This is a genomic window from Pantoea sp. Acro-807 (assembly GCF_011752675.1).
GTDB lineage: Bacteria > Pseudomonadota > Gammaproteobacteria > Enterobacterales > Enterobacteriaceae > Pantoea > Pantoea eucrina.
In genome coordinates this window covers 70,239-90,652 of the sequence record NZ_VWXE01000006.1, presented here as the reverse complement: position 1 = coordinate 90,652, position 20,414 = coordinate 70,239, and the positions used below count along the sequence as shown (strand labels likewise).

20 protein-coding genes are annotated in these 20,414 nt (G+C 57.0%); 10 read left to right on the top strand and 10 right to left on the bottom strand.

Annotated elements, in window-relative coordinates; translation table 11 throughout:
* Positions 1-5: 5 nt before the first annotated feature.
* The 3 genes from F3J39_RS14505 to fdhD form a co-directional block, all read right to left on the bottom strand.
* On the bottom strand, positions 6-968 hold the full coding sequence (locus F3J39_RS14505) for a VirK/YbjX family protein (protein ID WP_094111897.1): 963 nt from the start codon (positions 966-968) through the stop codon (positions 6-8).
* A gap of 184 nt (positions 969-1,152) precedes the next feature.
* Complete coding sequence (gene sodA / locus F3J39_RS14500) at positions 1,153-1,770, bottom strand: superoxide dismutase [Mn] (protein WP_039381619.1); 618 nt, start codon at positions 1,768-1,770, stop codon at positions 1,153-1,155.
* Positions 1,771-1,919: 149 nt separating this feature from the next.
* Entirely contained in the window at positions 1,920-2,744 is an 825-nt protein-coding gene (gene fdhD / locus F3J39_RS14495) for a formate dehydrogenase accessory sulfurtransferase FdhD (RefSeq protein WP_150017836.1), read from the bottom strand.
* A 299-nt stretch (positions 2,745-3,043) separates the two neighbouring features.
* Between fdhD and fdhE the strand changes: the two genes are divergently transcribed.
* The gene (fdhE, locus tag F3J39_RS14490) at positions 3,044-3,970 is read left to right on the top strand and encodes a formate dehydrogenase accessory protein FdhE (RefSeq protein ID WP_094111895.1); all 927 of its coding nucleotides are present in this window, start codon (positions 3,044-3,046) and stop codon (positions 3,968-3,970) included.
* 48 nt (positions 3,971-4,018) lie between these two features.
* On the top strand, positions 4,019-4,630 hold the full coding sequence (locus F3J39_RS14485; protein WP_071668235.1) for a glutathione S-transferase: 612 nt from the start codon (positions 4,019-4,021) through the stop codon (positions 4,628-4,630).
* Between the two features lie 57 nt (positions 4,631-4,687).
* Here F3J39_RS14485 and glyS read toward each other — a convergent pair whose 3' ends face one another.
* Both glyS and glyQ read right to left on the bottom strand, forming a co-directional pair.
* A complete protein-coding gene (gene glyS, locus F3J39_RS14480; RefSeq protein ID WP_039381608.1) occupies positions 4,688-6,757 on the bottom strand; it encodes a glycine--tRNA ligase subunit beta in 2,070 nt (689 codons plus the stop codon).
* 9 nt (positions 6,758-6,766) lie between these two features.
* The gene (glyQ, locus tag F3J39_RS14475; protein WP_039381606.1) at positions 6,767-7,678 is read right to left on the bottom strand and encodes a glycine--tRNA ligase subunit alpha; all 912 of its coding nucleotides are present in this window, start codon (positions 7,676-7,678) and stop codon (positions 6,767-6,769) included.
* Positions 7,679-7,881: 203 nt separating this feature from the next.
* On the opposite strand from glyQ, the gene F3J39_RS14470 reads away from it, so the two are divergent.
* The gene (locus tag F3J39_RS14470; RefSeq protein WP_104085873.1) at positions 7,882-8,877 is read left to right on the top strand and encodes an acyltransferase; all 996 of its coding nucleotides are present in this window, start codon (positions 7,882-7,884) and stop codon (positions 8,875-8,877) included.
* A 43-nt stretch (positions 8,878-8,920) separates the two neighbouring features.
* On the opposite strand, the gene F3J39_RS14465 is transcribed toward F3J39_RS14470, so the two are convergent.
* The gene (locus F3J39_RS14465) at positions 8,921-9,664 is read right to left on the bottom strand and encodes an alpha/beta hydrolase (RefSeq protein WP_338045677.1); all 744 of its coding nucleotides are present in this window, start codon (positions 9,662-9,664) and stop codon (positions 8,921-8,923) included.
* A gap of 463 nt (positions 9,665-10,127) precedes the next feature.
* Here F3J39_RS14465 and F3J39_RS14460 point away from each other — a divergent pair, with 463 nt between their 5' ends.
* Together F3J39_RS14460 and F3J39_RS14455 are read left to right on the top strand one after the other, a co-directional pair.
* Positions 10,128-11,231 carry an EpsG family protein gene (locus F3J39_RS14460; protein ID WP_224144796.1) on the top strand — a complete coding sequence of 368 codons (1,104 nt, stop codon included), beginning with the start codon at positions 10,128-10,130 and terminating at the stop codon, positions 11,229-11,231.
* A 242-nt stretch (positions 11,232-11,473) separates the two neighbouring features.
* A complete protein-coding gene (locus F3J39_RS14455) occupies positions 11,474-12,511 on the top strand; it encodes an acyltransferase (RefSeq protein WP_039381595.1) in 1,038 nt (345 codons plus the stop codon).
* Positions 12,512-12,576: 65 nt separating this feature from the next.
* On the opposite strand, the gene F3J39_RS14450 is transcribed toward F3J39_RS14455, so the two are convergent.
* The 4 genes from F3J39_RS14450 to F3J39_RS14435 form a co-directional block, all read right to left on the bottom strand.
* On the bottom strand, positions 12,577-13,710 hold the full coding sequence (locus F3J39_RS14450; RefSeq protein ID WP_071668238.1) for an ROK family protein: 1,134 nt from the start codon (positions 13,708-13,710) through the stop codon (positions 12,577-12,579).
* Positions 13,711-13,803: 93 nt separating this feature from the next.
* Positions 13,804-14,544: a DNA replication protein DnaC gene (gene dnaC / locus F3J39_RS14445; RefSeq protein WP_071668239.1), complete on the bottom strand. Its 741-nt coding sequence runs from the start codon at positions 14,542-14,544 to the stop codon at positions 13,804-13,806.
* On the bottom strand, positions 14,544-15,080 hold the full coding sequence (gene dnaT / locus F3J39_RS14440) for a primosomal protein DnaT (RefSeq protein ID WP_039381566.1): 537 nt from the start codon (positions 15,078-15,080) through the stop codon (positions 14,544-14,546). Before dnaT ends, dnaC begins: the two co-directional genes overlap by 1 nt.
* Positions 15,081-15,180: 100 nt before the next feature.
* Positions 15,181-15,843: a hypothetical protein gene (locus tag F3J39_RS14435; protein ID WP_071668240.1), complete on the bottom strand. Its 663-nt coding sequence runs from the start codon at positions 15,841-15,843 to the stop codon at positions 15,181-15,183.
* Between the two features lie 128 nt (positions 15,844-15,971).
* On the opposite strand from F3J39_RS14435, the gene F3J39_RS14430 reads away from it, so the two are divergent.
* The 5 genes from F3J39_RS14430 (at position 15,972) to F3J39_RS14410 (ending at position 20,414) form a co-directional block, all read left to right on the top strand.
* On the top strand, positions 15,972-16,532 hold the full coding sequence (locus F3J39_RS14430) for a DNA-3-methyladenine glycosylase I (RefSeq protein ID WP_108570079.1): 561 nt from the start codon (positions 15,972-15,974) through the stop codon (positions 16,530-16,532).
* A 108-nt stretch (positions 16,533-16,640) separates the two neighbouring features.
* Positions 16,641-17,303: an OmpA family lipoprotein gene (locus F3J39_RS14425; RefSeq protein WP_039381558.1), complete on the top strand. Its 663-nt coding sequence runs from the start codon at positions 16,641-16,643 to the stop codon at positions 17,301-17,303.
* Positions 17,304-17,457: 154 nt separating this feature from the next.
* The gene (locus F3J39_RS14420; protein WP_104085879.1) at positions 17,458-18,453 is read left to right on the top strand and encodes a LacI family DNA-binding transcriptional regulator; all 996 of its coding nucleotides are present in this window, start codon (positions 17,458-17,460) and stop codon (positions 18,451-18,453) included.
* A gap of 61 nt (positions 18,454-18,514) precedes the next feature.
* A complete protein-coding gene (locus tag F3J39_RS14415) occupies positions 18,515-19,540 on the top strand; it encodes a LacI family DNA-binding transcriptional regulator (RefSeq protein ID WP_039381552.1) in 1,026 nt (341 codons plus the stop codon).
* A gap of 127 nt (positions 19,541-19,667) precedes the next feature.
* Entirely contained in the window at positions 19,668-20,414 is a 747-nt protein-coding gene (locus F3J39_RS14410; RefSeq protein ID WP_039381548.1) for a xylose isomerase, read from the top strand.

Genomic DNA, 20,414 nt, shown 5'->3' with positions numbered 1-20,414 from the left:
GCTGTTCAGGCTGCACGGTCTGCGCGGTGAGCGCAGCCGGCGGCCTGCTGAACCTGCTCTTTCAGGCTGTCGAGCAGCGTGTAGCGCCGGCGATATTCGGCGCGCTTTTTACTGGCTATCTCCTCCAGCGCTTTGCGCTCCATCTGCAGCGGCAGCGTAAAGCAGCCGTCGGCCCGCTCCTCGCCGCCCAGCGACAGCCAGAACTCACTGTAGCTGGCAAAAAACTTATCCCCTTTACTGTGTCGATAGCGCAGGCTGCGAAACACATGCGTGGTGTCCCCGACGGCGGCTATCGCTTCTGCTCCACACGCCTCCGCCAGCAGAAACAGCGCTTCCATCAGCACGCGCTTGGGAAACAGACCGTGCGCCGCTTTAGTCGCTTCGCGGATCGCCTCCGACGGAATATGCTTGCGCGGCCCCTGCAGTCCGCCAATAAACAGCGTACACCGCTGCGGCCCGCCAATCAGCGAGAATGAGAGGGAGGCCAGCAGCATACTTTGATAGTGCAACGTCAGCGTCAGCTCACCTTCGCGATCGTAATAGCCGGAGCTGCAGGCAATCGTAAACTGCTCTTCATTTTTGCCGCTGAGCTGTGCAACAGGCGTCCCGGCCGGATTCAGCATTAGCTGACGCAGGGCGGGATTATCAAGCTGTGCAACATGCTGGTAGTGCTGCACGATAGCGCGTGCGCGCTGCGCCACGCTAAACCGCGAACAGAGATAGGGACGATGCGGTTTAGCGGGCAGCAGACCCTGGCTGGCCATCAGCTGTGGCAAAAAGGGCAGCTGCGCCAGCTGCTGTAGATAGGTCAGCGTGGTAAACGGATAGAGCGCCGTTCGCAACGCAAACTTGGTACGAAAGCGGCCGCTGTGCCAGAGATTATCAGGTCGAAGTTTGCCGCTGATCAGCGGAAAAAACAGCGCTGAAGAAGAGAGATCGCCCGATTCAGTGTGGGTAATTGTTGTCATAAGGAGCTTAACGTCTCGAAAAAACCTGCTGCAATGTTAAGCACAGCCGCTTCAACGATTCGTTAATGACCCCACCCCGCCGGCACTAAACGGTTTGCTGTTTAGCCGGGGTTTAGATTGCCGTGACGCAGATAAAAAAAACCGGCGACATCGCACCGGTTTTTTACGCAGAAATAAGCGCTGATTATTTTGCTGAAGCAAAACGCGCTGCTGCTTCGTCCCAGTTCACTACGTTCCAGAACGCTTTGATGTAGTCAGGGCGCTTGTTCTGATACTTCAGATAGTAAGCGTGCTCCCACACATCCAGACCAATGATTGGGAAGCCAGACGCACCGGCGATCGCGTCACCCATCAGCGGGTTATCCTGGTTAGCGGTTGAAACCACAGCCAGTTTGTCGCCTTTTTTCACCAGCCACGCCCAGCCAGAGCCAAAACGGGTAGCTGCTGCTTTTTCAAACTCTTCCTGGAATTTCTCAACGCTACCGAAATCTTTTTCGATCGCCGCTTTCAGGTCGCCCTGCAGCGTGGTGCCGGTTTTCAGGCCTTTCCAGAACAGACTATGGTTAGCGTGGCCGCCAGCGTTGTTACGCAGCGGGCCTTTTTTGTCTGCTGGCAGCTGATCCAGTTTGGTAATCAGCTCATCAACCGGCAGATCGGCGAATTCGGTACCTTCCAGCGCTGCGTTAGCGTTGTTTACGTAGGTCTGGTGGTGTTTGGTGTGATGGATTTCCATCGTCTGCTTGTCGAAGTGCGGTTCCAGTGCGTCGTAGGCGTACGGCAGGGATGGCAGTGAATAACTCATGTTCTTCCTCTCCATTTAATGTTTTGCAGCATCACCTTACCAGTGTGCCGCGTAAGCAGTGGGATCATTATAGTTAAAATCATGATCCATAAAAGGGTTATCAATGCCGTAGAAATGATAAGGATTTGCGGTTCAGCGGCCTGAACCGGCTAGCGCAGCCGCTGCGGGTGGGTATAGATCGTTGCCCGCCCTGGCTTACTGAAGCCTACCAGCGTCAGATTACTGCGCTGCGCAACCTCTACCGCCAGCTGGGTGGCGGCCGAGACCGCAAACAGGATCTCCACGCCGCACATGGCGGACTTCTGCACCATCTCATAGCTGGCGCGGCTGGAAACCAGTACTGCGCCCTGCTGCCATCCCTGCTGACTGCGCAGCCCCAGCAGCTTATCCAGCGCAACGTGCCGCCCGACATCTTCACAGCCGCCCGGCAGCAATCCCTCGGGTGAGAGCCATGCCGCCGCGTGCGTACAGCCGGTAAGATTGCCCACCGGCTGATAGTCACGCAGCCGCGCCAGCCCGCTGTCCAGCTGAGCCAGGTCAAACGTCTGGGTAAAAGGCAGCGGCTGCAGCGGCTTACCAATCTGATCCAGCTGCTCAACGCCGCAGACGCCGCAGCCGGTTCGCCCCGCCATCGCCCGGCGCTGCGCTTTTAACGCCATAAACCGGCGGCTGGCGAGCTCAATCTGTACTTCAATGCCGTTGCAGCCCGGCACCACATCGATGCCATAGATCTCAGCCGGTTGTTCAATAATCCCTTCTGAAAGCGAGAAACCCAGCGCAAACGCCTCAAGGTTGTCAGGCGTCGCCATCATGACCACATGCGAGATGCCGTTATAGACCAGCGCTACCGGCACCTCCTGTGCCAGCCAGTCAGTTTCGGCCGTTTCCGGTGTCCGGCGCTGCCACACTTCAGCCTGGCTTACGCCAGCGATCGTTTTCACAGGTTGCTCACCTGCCTGCTGTTTTGCTGTCACGTTATCTGTCTCTTATTGCACTCATCAAAAGCGGCGGGCCTCACGGCCTGGACGCTATACCGGCTGCCGGTTCAGATGCTGAGCATGAACGTCGGCCAAAAATTTTTCTTCAACTTATGTGCTGGCACTCTGGCTGCGCGGCCCGCGGCGGTCACAGAATCGTCCCTCCCTCCGGCTGCCGTCACCGGCAGTTAATCGTCCGTCAGCCAGCCGCCTGAGCGTCAGGCTGCTATCATCAGCGTAGTCGTGCTGCTTTCATTGTTGGCAGCGTTATCGCCAGAAAATAGAGGTGTTCCCTGATGAGTATTCGCATTATTCCGCAGAATCAGCCGGAAACACGCGAACCGCAGACCGCGGAACAGATCCCGCCGCTGCTGTTTCCCCGGCTGAAAAATCTCTATAGCCGTCGCGCTGCACGCCTGCGCCATCTGGCGGCAAAAAATCCGCTGGGTGACTATCTGCGCTTTGCTGCAGTGATCGCTCAGGCGCAGGAGATTGTGCTGTATGACCATCCGCTGCGGCTCGATCTGCGTCCGCGCCTTGCAGAAAGCGCGCAGCGCAATGAGCCGCCGCTTGATATTCGCCACTATCCGCGCGATCGTCACTGGCAGCAGCTGCTGCATTCACTGATTGCAGAACTCAAACCGGAGATGAGTGGCCAGGCGCTGGCGGTGCTGGAGAACCTGGAAAAATCGTCCGCCAGCGAGCTGGAGACGCTTGCCAGCGCGCTGCTGGCCGGGGAATTTAGCCGGGTCAGCAGCGATAAGTCGCCTTTTGTCTGGGCTGCGCTGTCGCTGTACTGGGCGCAGATGGCCGCTATGATACCCGGCAAGGTGCGGACGGAACAGGGCGATCACCGGCAGTTCTGCCCGGTCTGCGGCAGCGTTCCGGTTACCGGCCTGGTGCATATGGATGTGGCGCAGGAGGGATTACGCTATCTGCACTGCAACCTGTGCGAAAGTGAGTGGCACGTCGCCAGTGACCGATGCTGCAACTGTGAGCAGACGCGCGATCTGCACCTCTGGTCGCTCGATAATCACCAGGCAGCCGTTCATGCAGAGAGCTGCGGCGACTGCGGCACCTATATGAAACTGCTCTGCCAGGAGCGGGATCCGGCGGTAGAGCCTGTTGCCGACGACCTGGCGTCGCTGGTGCTGGATGCGCGCATGGAGCAGGAAGGGTTTGCCCGCAGTAGCCTGAATCCATTTATGTTTCCCGGCGAATAGCTGGCCCGGGCGTTACCGCTACGTACCGCGTTTTATACGGAGGCTTTGATGAAACTGATAGGCAGTTATACCAGCCCGTTCGTGCGCAAAATTTCAGTTATTCTGCTGGAAAAGGGCATCGTGTTTGAGTTTATAAACCATACACCCTGGGCGGAAGATAGCCAGGTGCCCCACTATAATCCGCTGGGAAAAGTACCGGCTCTGATCGACGAGCGCGGATTAACCTGGTACGACTCTTCTGTCATTGCTCAGGTTATTGAGCTGCGTGATGAAGCACCCGCCCTGCTGCCTGATGATGCGCTGCGCGCGCTGCAGGTACGCCAGCTGGCAAAGCTGGCTGATGGTATTAACGACGCGGCGGTGACCATTGTGCGGGAACAGATGCGGCCTGGCGCGCAGCAGTCTGAAGAGGTGCTGCTGCGCAACCGCGAAAAAATCCAGCGCGGTCTGGATGCGCTGGAGGCGGCCGCGGCGAAAGCGGAGTTGATCAACACCGGCACACTGAATCTGGCGGATATTGCGACCGGCTGCATGATTGGCTATCTGAATTTCCGTCGCGTGCTGCCGAACTGGTGTGTAAACCGCCCGGCGCTGGTCAAACTGGCGGAAACCCTGTTTCAGCGCGAGAGCTTCGCGCGTACCGTGCCGCCGGCAGGTTAGACGGCAATAAAAAAGGGACGATTGCTCGTCCCTTTCGCTACCGCATCCTGCTGCCGTTTACTGCAGCAGGGAAATATCTGCCACCTGCAGGAACAGCTGACGCAGCTGTGCCAGCAGCGTCAGACGATTCACGCGCACGGCATCATCTTCTGCGTTAACCATAACGTTGTCGAAGAAGTTATCTACCGCTTCACGCAGCTGTGCCAGCTCCACCAGCGCATCCTGATAGCGGCCTTCAGTAAACCAGGGCTGCAGCTTGTCGCTCAGCGCGGTGACGAAAGTCGCCAGCTGGATCTCCGCGTTCTCTTTCAGCAGCGATGCCTGCACGCTGTCGTTCAGCGGATCGCTGGCTTTTGCCAGAATGTTCGACACGCGCTTGTTGGCCGCTGCCAGCGCTGAGGCTGCCTCCAGCGTGCGGAAATGCGATACCGCTTTCATGCGCGCATCGAAATCTGCCGGACGGGTAGGACGACGCGCCAGTACCGCCTGAATGGTATCAACGCTGTGACCCTCTTCCTGATACCAGGTACGGAAGCGACCCAGCATGAAGTCGATCACCTCATCAACCACTTTCGCGTTGCTCAGCTTGCTGCCGTAGAGGCGCACGGCCTCTTCGGTCAGACTCTGCAGATCGAGCGGCAGATTCTTCTCGACGATAATACGCAGTACGCCCAGCGCGGCGCGGCGCAGTGCAAAGGGATCTTTGTCGCCTTTCGGATGCTGACCGATACCAAAAATGCCCGCCAGCGTATCCATTTTATCTGCAATCGCGACGGCACAGGCCACCGGGTTAGAAGGCAGCGCATCGCCAGCAAAGCGCGGCTGATACTGCTCATTGAGCGCTACCGCCACATCTTCCGCTTCCCCGTCATGACGGGCGTAGTGCATACCCATGACGCCCTGGGTGTCGGTAAATTCAAACACCATGTTGGTCATCAGGTCGCACTTGGAGAGCAGGCCGGCGCGGGTCGCGTGATTGACATCTGCACCAATCTGCGCGGCGATCCAGCCTGCCAGCGCCTGAATGCGGTCGGTCTTATCACGCAGCGTGCCCAGCTCTTTCTGGAACAGCACCGTCTCCAGACGCGGCAGATTATCTTCCAGACGCTTTTTACGATCGCTGTTAAAGAAGAACTCCGCATCCGCCAGACGGGGACGCACAACTTTTTCATTACCGGCCACGATCTGCTGCGGATCGCCTGACTCGATGTTGGTAACGAAGATGAAGTTCGGCAGCAGTTTTCCTTCCGGGCTGTAGACCGGGAAATATTTCTGATCGCCTTTCATGGTATAGACCAGCGCTTCCGCCGGTACTGCCAGGAACTTCTCTTCAAACGTTGCGGTCAGCACCACCGGCCACTCCACCAGCGAAGCAACCTCTTCCAGCAGGCTGTCGCTGAGATCGGCGACGCCGCCCAGCTGCTGTGCAGCCGCTTCCGCATCCGCCTTGATTTTTGCTTTACGCTCAGCGTAATCAGCCATTACCTTACCGCGCGCCAGCAGCTGCTGCGGATAGTGATCGGCGTGCTCCAGCGTAAACTCCGGCTCGCCCATAAAGCGGTGACCGCGAATGGTGCGCGCTGACTGTACGCCCAGGATAGTGGCCGGGATCAGCTCCTCTCCCAGCAGCAGCGTCACGGTATGCACCGGGCGCACGAACTGGACATCGCTGGCGCCCCAGCGCATCAGTTTTGGAATCGGCAGCTTGCTCAGTGCGGTAGTGACCATTGCCGGCAGCAGCGCGCTGGCCTGCTCGCCCTTCACCGCGGCGCGATGCACCAGCCATTCGCCTTTATCGGTGCTCAGGCGCTCAGCCTGATCGACCGTGATGCCGTTGCCGCGCGCCCAGCCTTCTGCTGCTTTCGTCGGATTACCCGCTGCGTCAAACGCAGCCGCGACGGCGGGGCCGCGCTTCTCTATCTCGCGATCGGGCTGCGCCGCCGCCAGCGCTGCGACTTTCAGCGCCAGACGGCGCGGAGCAGCAAACCAGCTGACTTCGCCGTGCGTCAGGCCAGCGCTGTCCAGCTCGGCAGTAAAGTGTGCAGCAAAAGCTTCCGCCAGGCTGCGCAGGGCTTTCGGAGGCAACTCTTCGGTGCCAATTTCCACCAGGAAAGTTTTATCGGTCATGGCTGCCTCTTACTTATTACGGTTGCACATCGGGAAACCCAGCGCCTCGCGTGACGCATAGTAGGCTTCCGCCACGGCTTTCGTCAGGGTGCGAATACGCAGAATATAGCGCTGGCGTTCGGTAACGGAGATCGCCTTGCGCGCGTCGAGCAGGTTAAAGCTGTGGGCCGCTTTCAGAATGCGTTCATAGGCTGGCAGCGGCAGCGGCTTCTCCAGCGCCAGCAGCTGCTGCGCCTCTTTCTCATACTGCTCAAAACAGCTGAACAGGAAACCGACGTCGGCATATTCGAAGTTATAGGTCGACTGTTCTACTTCGTTCTGATGAAACACATCGCCGTAGGTGGTTTTGCCAAATGCACCGTCGCTCCAGGTCAGATCGTAGACGCTGTCCACGCCCTGGATATACATCGCCAGACGCTCCAGGCCATAGGTGATCTCACCCGTGACCGGCTTGCACTCAAGGCCGCCAACCTGCTGGAAGTAGGTGAACTGCGTCACTTCCATACCGTTGAGCCACACTTCCCAGCCGAGGCCCCAGGCGCCCAGCGTCGGGTTTTCCCAGTTATCTTCTACGAAACGAATATCGTGGATAGTGGGATCGATACCCAGCTCTTTCAGCGAGCCGAGGTAGAGCTCCTGAAGATTGTCCGGGTTAGGCTTGATCACCACCTGGAACTGATAGTAGTGCTGCAGACGATTGGGGTTTTCACCATAGCGTCCGTCGGTCGGACGACGTGAAGGCTGCACGTAGGCGCTGGCCATCGGCTCCGGGCCAATAGCGCGCAGGCAGGTCATCGGGTGTGAGGTGCCGGCGCCCACTTCCATGTCCAGCGGCTGGACAATGGTGCAGCCCTGGCGCGCCCAGTAATCCTGCAAGGTCAGGATCAGGCCCTGAAAGGTCTTGGTATCAAACTTTTGCATGTTGAATTCGCACGGGATACGGGTGAATTAAAAAGAGTTCGACAGTATACCCTTTGACCGGGCAATGTGCAGCCGGAAATCCTGAGGCTGTGCGGGTCGCGCGCGCTTTTGCCGCACAGAGGGCTCTGAATTACGGCGGCAGATGTTGTTGAGTGGCGGCACAGCGGCTACCCTTCCTCGCACCATCTGTACGCGAGGATCACATGCCGCAAAAAATTAGCTGGATCGACAACTTACGTGCGGTCGCCTGCCTGATGGTGATCGTGATCCATACCACGACCTGGTATATCACCGGACCGATGGCGGTCACCGGCATAACCTGGGATGTGGCCAACCTGATGAACGCCGCCTCCCGCGTCTGCGTGCCGCTGTTCTTTATGATCTCAGGCTACCTGTTTTTTGGCGAGCGCAGCGCGCAGGCGCGACATCTGATACGCATTGTGCTTTGCCTGCTGTTCTACAGCGCGGTCGCGCTGGCGTATATCACCTGGCTGACACCGATCAGCGAAGGTCGATCCATCATGAAGCTGCTGCAGAAGCCGGTGTTTTATCATCTGTGGTTCTTCTTTGCGATTATCGGTATCTACCTGCTTTCGCCGCTGATACAGGTCAAAACGGTACAAAAACGCTATGTGGTGCTGCTGGTGGTGGTGCTGGCGGTGGTGGCAAACCCGAATACGGTCAGCCAGTCAGTGGGATCCTTTCGCTGGCTGCCGGTCAATCTCTATGTCAGTGGCGACAGCATCTACTACCTGTTGTACGCCCTGCTCGGACGCGCTATCGGCTGTATGGAGACGGGCGGCCGCCGGATCGGCTGGCTGGCGGGAGGCGTTTTTATCGCCTGCGTGCTGGGTATTGCACTCGGTACAAAGCAGCTGCTGCAAATCAACGGCGCCTTCAACGACACCTGGTATCTCTACTGCGGGCCGCTGGTCTTTATCGCGGCCATCAGCCTGCTGGTTCTGTTTAAAAACAGCCTGAACCAGCGGCCGCTGCCGCTGCTGGCGACCATTTCTCGCTATTCGCTGCCGGTATATGGTTTTCACGCGCTGTTTATTCACTATCTGCGTACTCACCACTATGACGATATGTCACGCCCCTGGCTCGATTTGCCGTGGGTGTTTGGCGTCACGCTGCTGGGCAGCCTGCTGCTGGCAAAGGTGCTGAAGCGCATCGATACGCGACAGCTGGTCAGCTGAAAGCGCTGACCGGCTCGCCAGAGTTCATCGCGCATTCTGGCTTTTACCGGTCAGTCAGCGTGCTCTGCCAGTCATGAAACAGCGTCAGCCAGTTTCTTACCGGCAGCTTTAGTTTTTGTCCGGTCCCGAAACCGTGCCCGCCCTGCTGGAACAGGTGCATTTCTGTTTTCACTTTATGCTCGCGCAGCGCGGCAAACATCAGCAGCGTATTCTGCGCTGAAGCCGTACCGTCATTCAGCGCGTGAACGAGAAACGTCGGCGGCGTACGATCGCTGACGCGCGCTTCCTGCGACTGCTGCAGAAGGGTCTGCGGGCTGATGTTTTTGCCGTACATGGCGGCGCGCGTGCCCGGATGTGTTACGCCATCCTTAAGCGACAGTACCGGATAGATAAGGGCAGTGAAGTCGGGACGGGCTGAGACGCTGTCCTGCGCATCCTGTGCCGGATAGTTATCAGCCTCCGGATCGTTACTGAGATTCGCGGCCAGATAAGCCCCTGCAGAAAAACCCATCACGCCAATACGATCGGCAGCAATATGGTATTGCGGGGCATTAGCCCGGATAAGCCGAAGTGCCCGCTGCGCATCCGCAAAGGCCGCCTGGCGATTCTGTGTGGTGCCGTCATGCGGCATACGATAAAGAAGAACGAAGGACGTATAACCCTGACGACTTAACAGCGTGGCGATATTAAGCCCCTCAAGATCTTTCATAATATAAGAAAATCCCCCACCCGGAATGATAAGCACGGCTGTGTGATTATTTTTTCCCGCAGGCGCTACATAAATCATTTCCGGCGAATTAACCTGCGTAACGGCACGATTATTATCAGCAGGATTTTTACTGAAATTAATAAATTTATTCTGTGTTATGTTTTCGCCCGGCCAGATAGGAATTTCCTTAGAGGCAAAGGCCAGCGGAAGATAAAACAGTAAAAACGCGCTTATCAGGCGAAAAAGGATCATTCTTCTGGCTCCATATTATTAATAAAAACAGTTACAAACGCACTTTAGCCTCGGCCTTTTCTTTACCTCTGTGGATCGGCAACTCTCTGAAAAGGAAAAATATCAGCAGCAGAATTTGAAAATAGCAGAAAGCGGATGAATAATAATCCCGGCAGTAATCTGATAAAATACCGGGCCAGGAAAAATTAGACTTTTCTCATGTTTACCAAAACATAGCCCTATGTTATAAGTGCATTTTAAACTATAAGAATCTGTGACCATGGGAATTTACTGGATCATAAGTCTTAGCATGACTTTTGTCGCAATTGTCGAAATCATGTTAAGTAAAAATGAAAACACAGCACATATCAGGACGTGGCTTTATTTTATTGCTGTTGTAGTACTTTTTACTTTTGGCGGCATCCGTGGCCTGGGAACCGGCCTTGATGACTTCCAGTATCGCGACTTCTATGCACAGTTTCTCGATAAAATTATTATCGAGGGCTTCTGGCGCGCCGTGGTCGAGTTTCGCTATGAGCCTGCTATTTATGCGATTGCCGGTGCAACGCGCATTTTTACGGCCAATGCTGACATCTTTATCTTTGTTATCGCCTTCATCGCGGTATGCGTTAACGCGCACTACTTCCGCAAGCTGACGCCGCTGCCGCTGGTCGCGCTGGCCGTCTACTCGGCGCACCTGTTTATCAACAAAGATATGAACCAGATCCGCTTTGGTCTCTGCTCGGCGTTTCTGCTCGGCTTTGTCTGGCATATGTCGCGTCGCAGTAAATCGGGTATGGTGACCACATTTCTGCTGTCGTTTTTCTGCCACGCAACGGCCGTTGTCGCGCTGCTTATTCCGATGGCGATGATTATCCGCAAAAACAAATATGTGCCGATTGCGATTGTCGTTATCAGCCTGCCGCTGGCCTTTATGGGAAGCTCGGCACTGATCTCCGCGCTCTCCAGCCATCTGGGTTCACTGGGCGACAGGGCCATGGGCTATGCCGATGCAGAGTCGCGCCAGGAGCAGGGTATTCTTACGCTCTCTAACCTGAAGAACATTGGCTTTGTCTTTATCTTCAGCTACATGCTGCTGAGTGATAAAATCAGAAACGCCGACCCGGCAAAATTTAACACTTACTATATTCTGGCGATTACGTTTGCCATCGGCAGTGGCCTGCGTATGGCGCTGCAGGACTACGCCTCTGGCGGCCGCCTGGCAAACTACCTGCTGCAGGTTGAACCAGTGCTGATTTCACTCTGTATCTGGGAAACCAAAAAGCTGAGAAAAGTCATCGCCGTAGCAATAACCGTGCTGATGGTGCTCTACTATCTCTACTATAACACCATGGCCAGTAAGCAATCGATCGTCGGCTACGAGGTGTCGCGCAGCTTCCAGCTGTTCCGTTAATCGTTAAAAACGCTAACCAACTGGTTAGCGTTTTTTATTTATAACCTCTTTTTTCCACCATACCAGGGAAATTCTGAATATTACGCCGCGCTTATACATCGCTTGATTTTTCTATCGTTTAAAACTCTAATAGTTTACATCTGCCGCGGCAGAGTTTAACGCTTTTAATCAGAACACCATCCGATACAGGCGCTTTAATTATTATTACAGCGCGTTGTTATCCCATTAAAAAGAATGCTGATATGAACGAAAAAAATAATTTTGATATTGTCAGGCTTTCGCTCGCCTTTATCGTTTTGCTGGTACACTCAGCTGAAGTCACCAGAAATGCCGATATTCGTTTCCTTGCACATTATCTGAATAGCGATTTTGCTGTGAAAGGATTTTTTGCAATAAGCGGATTTCTTATTGCAAAAAGTTACTTAAGAAGCCGCTCGCTGAACTCTTATTTTATTAAGCGCGCCCAGCGCATCCTGCCCGCTTATATATTTGTGATTTTGATGTGTTTTACCATTGGCCTGTGTCTGACGACATTGCCGCTAATGGATTTTCTGAAACATCGTGAAACTATTAAGTATCTGGTGGCAAACTTTACCTTTCTGAATTTTATTCAGGCTTCACTGCCGGGTGTGTTTACCGATAATCCAAACCAGCCGATGGATGGCTCACTCTGGACGATCAAAGCGGAACTGACGCTCTATGTGCTGTTACCGTTTATCGTTCCGCTGATGAAGCGTAATCCGCTGAAAGTCTGGGGCGCCATTTTCATCATCTCCTGCGCCTGGTTCTTCTATTTCACCTCTGTCTATAGCGGCCCCAAAGCCGATACGCTGGCGAAGCAGTTTGTCGCCCTCTCCTCGTACTTTTTCTTTGGCAGCCTGCTGGCGATACACAAGCCCGCTTTTGATCGGCTGAAGCTGATTACGCTGGTGTCGATGGCGGCATGGCTGCTGTGCAAACGCAGCGAGTATGCGTTTCTTATTGAGCCGGTCGCGTTCTCTTCAGTGGTGATTTTCTGCTGTACCAGCCTGTGTCGTGAGATAAAAATCAGCCAGTTTGGCGATCTTTCTTATGGCATGTACCTTTATCACTGGCCGATTATTCAGGTACTGCAGCACTTCGGCGTGTTCAGCGCCAACGCCTTTGCTGGCCTGCTGCTGACTATCGTCATCACTCTGGCGCTGGCGTGGACCTCATGGACCCTGCTGGAGAGCCGCTTCCTGAAACGGGCGCATCATACACCGCCTTCCATCGTACCACCGGCTGCTGCCCGCGACTGAATCAGCCAGCAGGCCACCTGCGGGTGGCCTGACCTGCGATGAGGTAAAAAGAAGGGTGCACGGCGTTAATAATCTGCCTGCTCATACTGCGCAATAACCGCCAGAGCCAGACCCTGGGCCGGCTCAAGGCGCTGCGCCAGAAAATGGAGCGTCGTATGCGCGTGGGTGAACGCCAGCGTACTGGCCTGCATCGTCTGCTGTACCGCCTCCCTGAAAACAGCTGAGCTGTTCCACGGCGCGTCAATAATGATACAGGCCGGGTTAACCAGCTGCATGACCTGACTCAGCGCAAAACCAAGATGCTCGCCCGCTTCGCTCATCAGCGGATTAAACAGTGAAGGTTCACTCTCACCCTGCTGCCAGCGCAGGCCCGGCTTGCGTTTGCTCAGCTGCTGCTGAATGGCGGGCTGACCGATCAGCGTCTCCAGGCACCCCCGGCGGCCGCAGCTGCAAAGCTGCCCCTCGCGCTGCATCCGCAGATGGCCGATTTCACCGGCGGTCCAGCTGCTGCCGGTAAACAGCGCGCCGCGATCGATCAGCGCGCCGCCCACGCCCTCCGCAATACGCAGATAAAAATGGCTCTGCGCCTTACTGAGCTGCAGCTGCTGTACAGAGAGCAGCGCGGCTGCCTTGACGTTGTTGAGCACCAGCAGCGGCAGGCTGACGCAGCGTTGCAGCGGTGCCAGCACCGCCACGTTCTCCCAGCCAAGCGGCGCAGAGAAGTGCACAAAGCCGCGCTGTGAATCGATAATGCCCGGCAGACCAATCGCAATCCCTGTCAGCTCCGGATGCGCGGCGCATAATGTCTGACACACTTCAGCCAGCTCCTGCAGCAGCCGCTCCGGGGCGGCCGTTTCGGTGCGCCACGTCTGTTCCGCAATAACCTGTGAGAAGTAGTCGCGTACCTGCCAGTGGATCGTCTGTCGCGCTACCATGATGCCAGCGCTTTTCAGTTTTTCCGGCCGCAGGGCGATCTCAATTTTGGGCCGTCCTGCCGCCGTCACGCTGACCGGCCCCAGCTCGCGCACCAGCCCCTGCGCCAGCAGGTCGTCGATAATCAGTGAAACCGTGTTTTTGCTCAGATCCAGCGCCCGGGCGATGTCCTGACGGGAGGTGATGCGGGCGGAGCGCAGCTGCGCCATGACCCGCTTCAGATTATTCAGTCGAAGTACCGCTGGTCCTTTACCGGCTGCTTTCATGGCGCCTTCACCTGAGGATGAGATACGGTTCAGTTTAGCAGCCCGGCATCACCCGGGCGCGCAGGCGGCCGCGCAGTTTACCCGTTTCAGCTATCAATATTCATCACCGCGCACGCGGCTGCGGTAGCTCTCCCAGTCGAAGCGTACCCACAGGCTGTTTCCCAGCCGCATCCGGTCCATTACGCGCTCGCCCAGCAGGCTGTTCATTCCTGCCGGGTCAAGATTAGAGAGCATGCCGGTAGGGCGTTTTGAAGAGGAGCGCCGATCGACAATCTGATTAATAATCACTTTTTCGTAGCGCGATTCACTCTGCATGCCGATCTCATCGATCACCAGCAGATCAACCTGCGTAAGATCCTGCAGCAGCCGCTCTTCCGTGATATCGCTGCCGCCGCTGAACGTACCCTTCATGCTGGACATCAAATCGGCCACCGTCACAATCAGGACGCTCCTGCCGCGAATGATCAGATCATTCCCGATCGCCGCCGCCAGATGATTCTTTCCGGTGCCGGGACGGCCGGTAAACACAAAGCTGGCAATACTGTTCTCAAATCCGGCCGCGTACTCGCGCGCCAGCGCCAGCGCTTTGCGCTGCCCGTCATTCTCTACGCGATAGTTGTCAAAAGAGCAGTTCATATGCAGTTCGCGAATACCGGAGCGGCCCATGATGCGCTGCATCTTCATGGCGCGGTTCTCACGCACTATCGCTTCTGAGCGCAGACGGCCCTGCTCCTGATTCCACGCCAGCAGCTCAGCGCCATTTTTGAATTTTGGCTGCACCTCTTTCGGCATGATTTTTTTCAGGCGATTGAAAAGATCGGTTGGCGTTTTCATTACTCACCTCGGAAACCATCGGGAATATCGTAATCAGTATTGTCGATACGCGTAATATCGCGCTTTGGCTGGCCCCCATTGCCGGCACGATGCATCTGCACGCTGCGCGCCAGCTTCTGCTGCCACTGCACATGATGAAACGGCCGCCCTTCTGCCTGCCAGTAAGCTACAAAGGTAGCCAGCTCAGCGGGCGTCACCGGCTCGCTGAGCGCCACGCCCCATATGGCGGCCTGACGCTGAAAGTCGCTGTCGGGCTGCCAGCCCTGATACATGGCAAACTTACCCGCCGGGATAGCCAGCGCGGCGCTATCCGGCTGAAACAGAGTGTCATCCAGCGCGACATCGCTGGGCTGCCGGGCTGCCGCCTCCAGCGCCAGCAGCGCTGCCAGGCGCTGCGGCGTCAGCGCATAAAAAGCGGGCACGTTATCCTGCAGCACGGCCAGCGTACCGTTATCGGCCTGGTGCAGTGCGGCAAGCGGATCGCGGCAGAAGCTGTCCAGCCCGGCCAGCGTTGAAGATAAGATTTTTACGGACATGAAGAGACCTGACGTTGAGCATTTCGGGGCGCCAGATAACCCGGCGCCAGAGAGACAGTGTACCTGTTTTAGCACCGGGGATCGTCATAAAAGGCAGGAATCAGCGTGCAGTGCGGCTCAGCACAGGCGAGACGCTATCGCGGGGCAGAGACGCCTGCGCCGTATGTGTCTGCCACAGATAACGCAGCGATGCGATAAGGCAGAGAGTGTAACCAAAGAGTTCGCAGCCCTCTTCGGCCATATTCTTCACGACCCGGTTATACCCCTCCATCATCAGCTGCTGCCAGAGCTGATGCATACCGAATAGCCGGGAAAACACCAGTATGGCCAGTAAGCCTGCGGCCATCATCTGCCAGCTGCGGTGCTGCAGCAGCGCAGCGAGACCAGGCAGGATCTGCGCCGGGGTACGCAGCGCCAGCGCCAGTGACGCGGCGGTGGTCGCGAGCGCAAACCAGAGCCAGGCACCGTGCCGGATAAGATCAAACAGATAATCGAGTTCGCGTATCAGCATGCAACTGTAGAATCCACCCACCAGAATCAGCGCGCTGCGCTGCTCAGGTCGCTGCGACGCGGCGCGGAAGAACAGCGCAGCAAGCAGAGTCAGCATCACGGCCTGCGTGATTTCAGTAAACGACGTTTCGTGTAATGCGTTGTGCATCCAGGCGACGTCGATATATACCATCGCCATACAGAAAACCAGAAGCAATCCACTGATGAGAAAGGCCGCCATCTCGCGGCTAATAAGAGTAATATGTTCACGCATTATAATGTAACCAAATGATAAAATAATTAGCGTGCTTAGTATATTTCACCCGACTTATCGCGCTTCTCATTTGGTGCCGGTTTTCAGCCTTGCCGCTGAACGTTCGTAGCAGAAACAGGGAGCAGAGCATGCAGCGATGTGGCTGGGTAACCGCAGATCCTCTTTACGTGCGTTATCACGACCGTGAATGGGGGGTTGCGCAAAGAGAAAGGCGCGCCCTGTTTGAGATGCTCTGCCTTGAAGGGCAGCAGGCGGGTCTCTCCTGGATCACCGTGCTGAAAAAGCGCGAAAATTACCGCCGGGCGTTTCATGATTTCGATCCGGCCACCGTCGCGCGAATGGACGAAGCGGATATCAGCCGTCTGATGCAGGAGAGCGGAGTGATCCGCCATCGCGGCAAGCTGGAAGCGATTGTGCAGAACGCACGCGCCCTGCTGGCGCTGGAAGCAGCAGGCGACGATTTTTCCCGCTTTATCTGGTCATTTGTGAACGATCGTCCCGTTTTGCACCATTATGCCGATTACCGGCAGGCACCGGTCACTTCTGAACCGGCTATGGCGCTCTCTAAGGCCCTGAAGCAGCGCGGCTTCAAATTTATCGGCCCGACAATATGCCACGCATTTATGCAGGCCTGCGGGCTGATTAACGATCATCAAACCACCTGTTTCCGCCATCCCGATAATCTTTAACGCAAAAATTTACATTTTCAGATTCGGCCTCACGAATTTCCCCATCTTTGAACGGCATAATAGTGGCCTTCCGGGAGTGTTACCCATAAGTATATTGAGGGACTGATGATGAAAAAGCGTGCTCTGACGCTGGCCTTGTTTGTAAGCGGCAGCCTTGCGCTGTCGGGTTGTACTACCAATCCTTATACCGGCGAATCGCAGGCGGGTAAGTCCGGAATTGGTGCGGGTCTGGGTGCCGTGGTCGGTGCCGGAGTAGGCGTGCTCTCCTCCTCTAAAAAAGATCGTAAAAAGGGCGCGCTGATTGGCGCGGCATCCGGTGCGGCGCTGGGCGGCGGCGTGGGGTATTACATGGATGTTCAGGAAGCGAAACTGCGCGACAAAATGCGCGGTACGGGCGTCAGCGTAACCCGTCAGGGCGACAACATTGTTCTGAATATGCCAAACAATGTCACCTTTGACTCCAGCAGCGCAACGCTGAAAACGGCCGGCGCCAACACCCTGAGCGGCGTGGCTATGGTGCTGAAAGAGTATCCAAAAACCGCCGTTAACGTTGTCGGCTATACCGACAGCACCGGTTCACGCGCGCTGAATATGCGTCTGTCGCAGCAGCGTGCCGAAAGCGTGGCCAGCGCACTGGTGCTTCAGGGCGTAGCGCAGAATCGCCTGCGCACGCAGGGCATGGGACCGGATAACCCCGTTGCCAGCAACAGCACTGAAGAGGGCAAAGCGCAGAACCGTCGCGTTGAGATCACCCTCAGTCCGCTGAACTAAACAGCCTGCCGGCCTGCACCCGCAGGCCGGTTTTCTGATCCTTTCCGGAAGTAACTGGAAACCATTCCAGAAAACAGTATATACTGCCCCCGCTCTCTGAAGACTACACTGGCTTATACCAGCGTGACAAAAACTCAACCGGTCGGATACGCCCATGTCACTCAAAGCGATCGCTGCCGCCCTTGGCCTCTCTGTTACCACCGTCAGTCGCGCGCTGAACGGCTACGACGACGTGGCGGAATCAACCCGGCAACGCATTCAGGATGAAGCACGCCGTCGCGGTTATCGGCCAAATATTGCGGCACGCCGTCTGAAAACCGGCCGGGCAAACGCCGTCGGGCTGGTATTACCCGTCAGTACCGCCTCGCTTAACGACAGCTACTACAGTGAAATGCTGCTGACGCTGGATCGGTGCCTGGCGCGTCAGGATATCGACCTGCTGCTGCTGCCGGATAAACCGCGCGATCAGCAGCGCAATTTATTGCGCATGCTGCGCAGCGGCGCACTCGATGCGCTGATCGTTACCCATACCACTCCTCACGACGCCCGCCTGGAGCGCCTGCAGCAGAAAGGCTTTCGCTTCCTTACCCTCGGCCGCAGCAAGCTGCCGCAGCCCTACGCCTGGTTTGACTACGATAACTACGCGGGGGCGCAGCTGGCGGCGCGGCACGCCCTGCAGCAGGGGTTGACGCGGCTTGCCTGGCTCGGTACCGATGAGCCGGGCACCTATATCCTCGATCGCCGCCGCGGCTTTCTCGATACGCTGCGGGATGCCGCACAGCCTGCAGAATTTGTTGCGGCACTGCCGCCTACCCGCCGTGCCGGACTGCAGCAGACGCTCGCCTGGCTGCGTCACCCTGCGCCGCCGCAGGCCATTATTACCGACTGCAGCACGCTCGGCGAGGGTGCAGCCATTGCGCTCCAGCAGCAGCAGCGGCTCTCCGGTGCGCGTGCGATCGCGCTCTACGTCTATGACGGTCTGCCCCATGACTCGATTATCGACCATCCGGTTAATGTGATCCTGCAGATCTCTCAGCAGCGCATCGGCGAATGTGTGGCGGAGATGGTGCTGCAGCTGCTGGCAGACAGGCCGGTCACCGAGCTGCAGACACTCTGGCAGCCGGTTTTGCGCCTGGCCGCTGACGCCTGATGATGGCGCGCCGCGCGTGCTGTGATAGTCTTCGCCTGATTTAACTTTTCAGGAATATGCAATGAAAACCAGGCCGCCACGCGCCACAATCAGCGATGTTGCCCGCACGGCAAATACCGGTAAAACCAGTGTTTCCCGCTATCTGAACGGGGAAGAACATCTCCTTTCGCCCGATCTGAAAACCCGTATTGAGCAGGCGATTGACGCGCTGAATTATCGTCCCAGCCAGATGGCCCGCGGCCTGAAGCGTGGCCGTACGCGATTAATTGGCCTGATCATTGCAGATATCACCAATCCCTATTCCGTGGATGTGCTGAGCGGCATTGAAGCAGCCTGCCGCGCCCGCGGATTTACGCTGCTGATGTGTAACACCAACAATGAGGTCGATCTGGAGCAGCACTATCTGCAGCTGCTGAGCAGCTATCAGGTTGAGGGCATCGTGGTTAACGCGGTCGGTATGCATGAAGTGGTACTCAACCGGCTGCAGCAGTCAATGCTGCCAATGGTATTGATCGACCGTAAAATTCCTGAGTTCGCCTGCGATGTTGTCGGGCTGAATAACCAGGAAGCAGCCTGCAACGCCACGCGTCATCTGCTGGATAATGGCTATAACGCCCTGCTGTTTCTCAGCGAGCCGCTGGGCAGCGTCAATACCCGCCGCGAACGCCTGCGCGCCTTTTTTGCCACCGCAGGTGCCGCGCCGGACGCCATCGCGGAGAATGCGGAAGTGCCGCTGCACCAGCCAGAACCTCTGGATCGGGCGCTGCTGGACTTTTATCAGCGGCATGCCGGCAGACGCGTTGCCGTGGTAGCTGCCAACGGTGCCCTGACGCTGCAGGTGGCACGGGCGCTCCAGCGCCTGGAGCTGGTCTGGGGTAAAGATATCGGCCTGCTGGGGTTTGATGAACTGGAATGGGCGGCGCTGGCCGGCGTCGGCATTACCACGCTGCGTCAGCCCACCTGGCAGATTGGCTATGCGGCGCTGGAGCAGGTGATCACCCGTATTGACGGCAGCGATGCACCGATACGGGATCAGGTGTTTTCCGGCGAGCTGATCGTGCGCGGGTCGAGCCAGCCGCTGCGCTGATACCGGAACCTGATGCTGACTTCGTGAGCAGGATCATAAATCCGCAGTCTGCGTCTTTCCTTTGGAACCGGTTCCATCTAACGTTTTCTCAACGATTGGGAGGCAGTTTGGTGCCCGGAGAGACGTGATGAGACCAGAAATTATTGTAGTGACCGCCGCCTACGGCGCGCATAAAATTGCCGAGCTTGGCGGGCAGAGCCGCCTGCTGCCGCTGATCAAAGCGGCCGGCGCTGACGGCGTTGAGATTCGCCGCGAGCTGTTCAGCGACATTGAGCTGCAGCAGCTGCCGGAGCTGGGCCAGACGGCGCGTGAGCAGTCGCTGCAGGTCAGCTACTCCGTTCCGGAATCGCTGTGGCTGGCAGATGGCGCACTCAATCCACGGCTGGCACAGTTTTTCCATGAAGCGGAGCAGCTCGGCGCGCAGCGGCTGAAACTCGCTATTGGCCACTTTGTTCAGCTGGCTGACCGGCAGCTGGTAGAGATTCTGGCGTCAACATCCGTGACGCTGGTGATTGAGAACGATCAGACCGCTGACAGTACGCTGGCGCCCATGCTGCGCTTTTTTCACCACGCCTGCGACGCCGCCCTGCCGCTGGATATGACGTTCGATATGGGGAACTGGCTCTGGACCGGCGAGGATGCGCTGCAGGCTGCTCATCAGCTCAGCCGCTACGTCAGCTATGTGCACGTTAAAGCGGCCGTTGCGCATCGCGACACGTTCCGGGCGATCGCCCTTGATGATGCGGATGAGAGCTGGCGCACGCTGCTGCACGCCCTGCCCGCAGATGCACCGCGCGGTATTGAGTTCCCGCTGGAAGGCGGCGATCTGCTGGCGGTAACCCGCCACTATGTTGACCTGCTGCGTGCCGCCTAA

What these genes read in the sequence shown, in the direction of transcription:
- glyS (WP_039381608.1), bottom strand. Translation starts at nt 6,757, where the DNA reads ATGACCGATAAAACTTTCCTGGTGGAAATTGGCACCGAAGAGTTGCCT.
- dnaT (WP_039381566.1), bottom strand. Translation starts at nt 15,080, where the DNA reads ATGTCCGTAAAAATCTTATCTTCAACGCTGGCCGGGCTGGACAGCTTC.
- sodA (WP_039381619.1), bottom strand. Translation starts at nt 1,770, where the DNA reads ATGAGTTATTCACTGCCATCCCTGCCGTACGCCTACGACGCACTGGAA.
- glyQ (WP_039381606.1), bottom strand. Translation starts at nt 7,678, where the DNA reads ATGCAAAAGTTTGATACCAAGACCTTTCAGGGCCTGATCCTGACCTTG.
- F3J39_RS14435 (WP_071668240.1), bottom strand. Translation starts at nt 15,843, where the DNA reads ATGCGTGAACATATTACTCTTATTAGCCGCGAGATGGCGGCCTTTCTC.
- F3J39_RS14460 (WP_224144796.1), top strand. Translation starts at nt 10,128, where the DNA reads ATGACTTTTGTCGCAATTGTCGAAATCATGTTAAGTAAAAATGAAAAC.
- F3J39_RS14465 (WP_338045677.1), bottom strand. Translation starts at nt 9,664, where the DNA reads ATGATTTATGTAGCGCCTGCGGGAAAAAATAATCACACAGCCGTGCTT.
- F3J39_RS14415 (WP_039381552.1), top strand. Translation starts at nt 18,515, where the DNA reads ATGAAAACCAGGCCGCCACGCGCCACAATCAGCGATGTTGCCCGCACG.
- F3J39_RS14470 (WP_104085873.1), top strand. Translation starts at nt 7,882, where the DNA reads ATGCCGCAAAAAATTAGCTGGATCGACAACTTACGTGCGGTCGCCTGC.
- F3J39_RS14420 (WP_104085879.1), top strand. Translation starts at nt 17,458, where the DNA reads ATGTCACTCAAAGCGATCGCTGCCGCCCTTGGCCTCTCTGTTACCACC.
- F3J39_RS14450 (WP_071668238.1), bottom strand. Translation starts at nt 13,710, where the DNA reads ATGAAAGCAGCCGGTAAAGGACCAGCGGTACTTCGACTGAATAATCTG.
- F3J39_RS14425 (WP_039381558.1), top strand. Translation starts at nt 16,641, where the DNA reads ATGAAAAAGCGTGCTCTGACGCTGGCCTTGTTTGTAAGCGGCAGCCTT.
- fdhE (WP_094111895.1), top strand. Translation starts at nt 3,044, where the DNA reads ATGAGTATTCGCATTATTCCGCAGAATCAGCCGGAAACACGCGAACCG.
- F3J39_RS14410 (WP_039381548.1), top strand. Translation starts at nt 19,668, where the DNA reads ATGAGACCAGAAATTATTGTAGTGACCGCCGCCTACGGCGCGCATAAA.
- F3J39_RS14505 (WP_094111897.1), bottom strand. Translation starts at nt 968, where the DNA reads ATGACAACAATTACCCACACTGAATCGGGCGATCTCTCTTCTTCAGCG.
- F3J39_RS14430 (WP_108570079.1), top strand. Translation starts at nt 15,972, where the DNA reads ATGCAGCGATGTGGCTGGGTAACCGCAGATCCTCTTTACGTGCGTTAT.
- F3J39_RS14455 (WP_039381595.1), top strand. Translation starts at nt 11,474, where the DNA reads ATGAACGAAAAAAATAATTTTGATATTGTCAGGCTTTCGCTCGCCTTT.
- dnaC (WP_071668239.1), bottom strand. Translation starts at nt 14,544, where the DNA reads ATGAAAACGCCAACCGATCTTTTCAATCGCCTGAAAAAAATCATGCCG.
- F3J39_RS14485 (WP_071668235.1), top strand. Translation starts at nt 4,019, where the DNA reads ATGAAACTGATAGGCAGTTATACCAGCCCGTTCGTGCGCAAAATTTCA.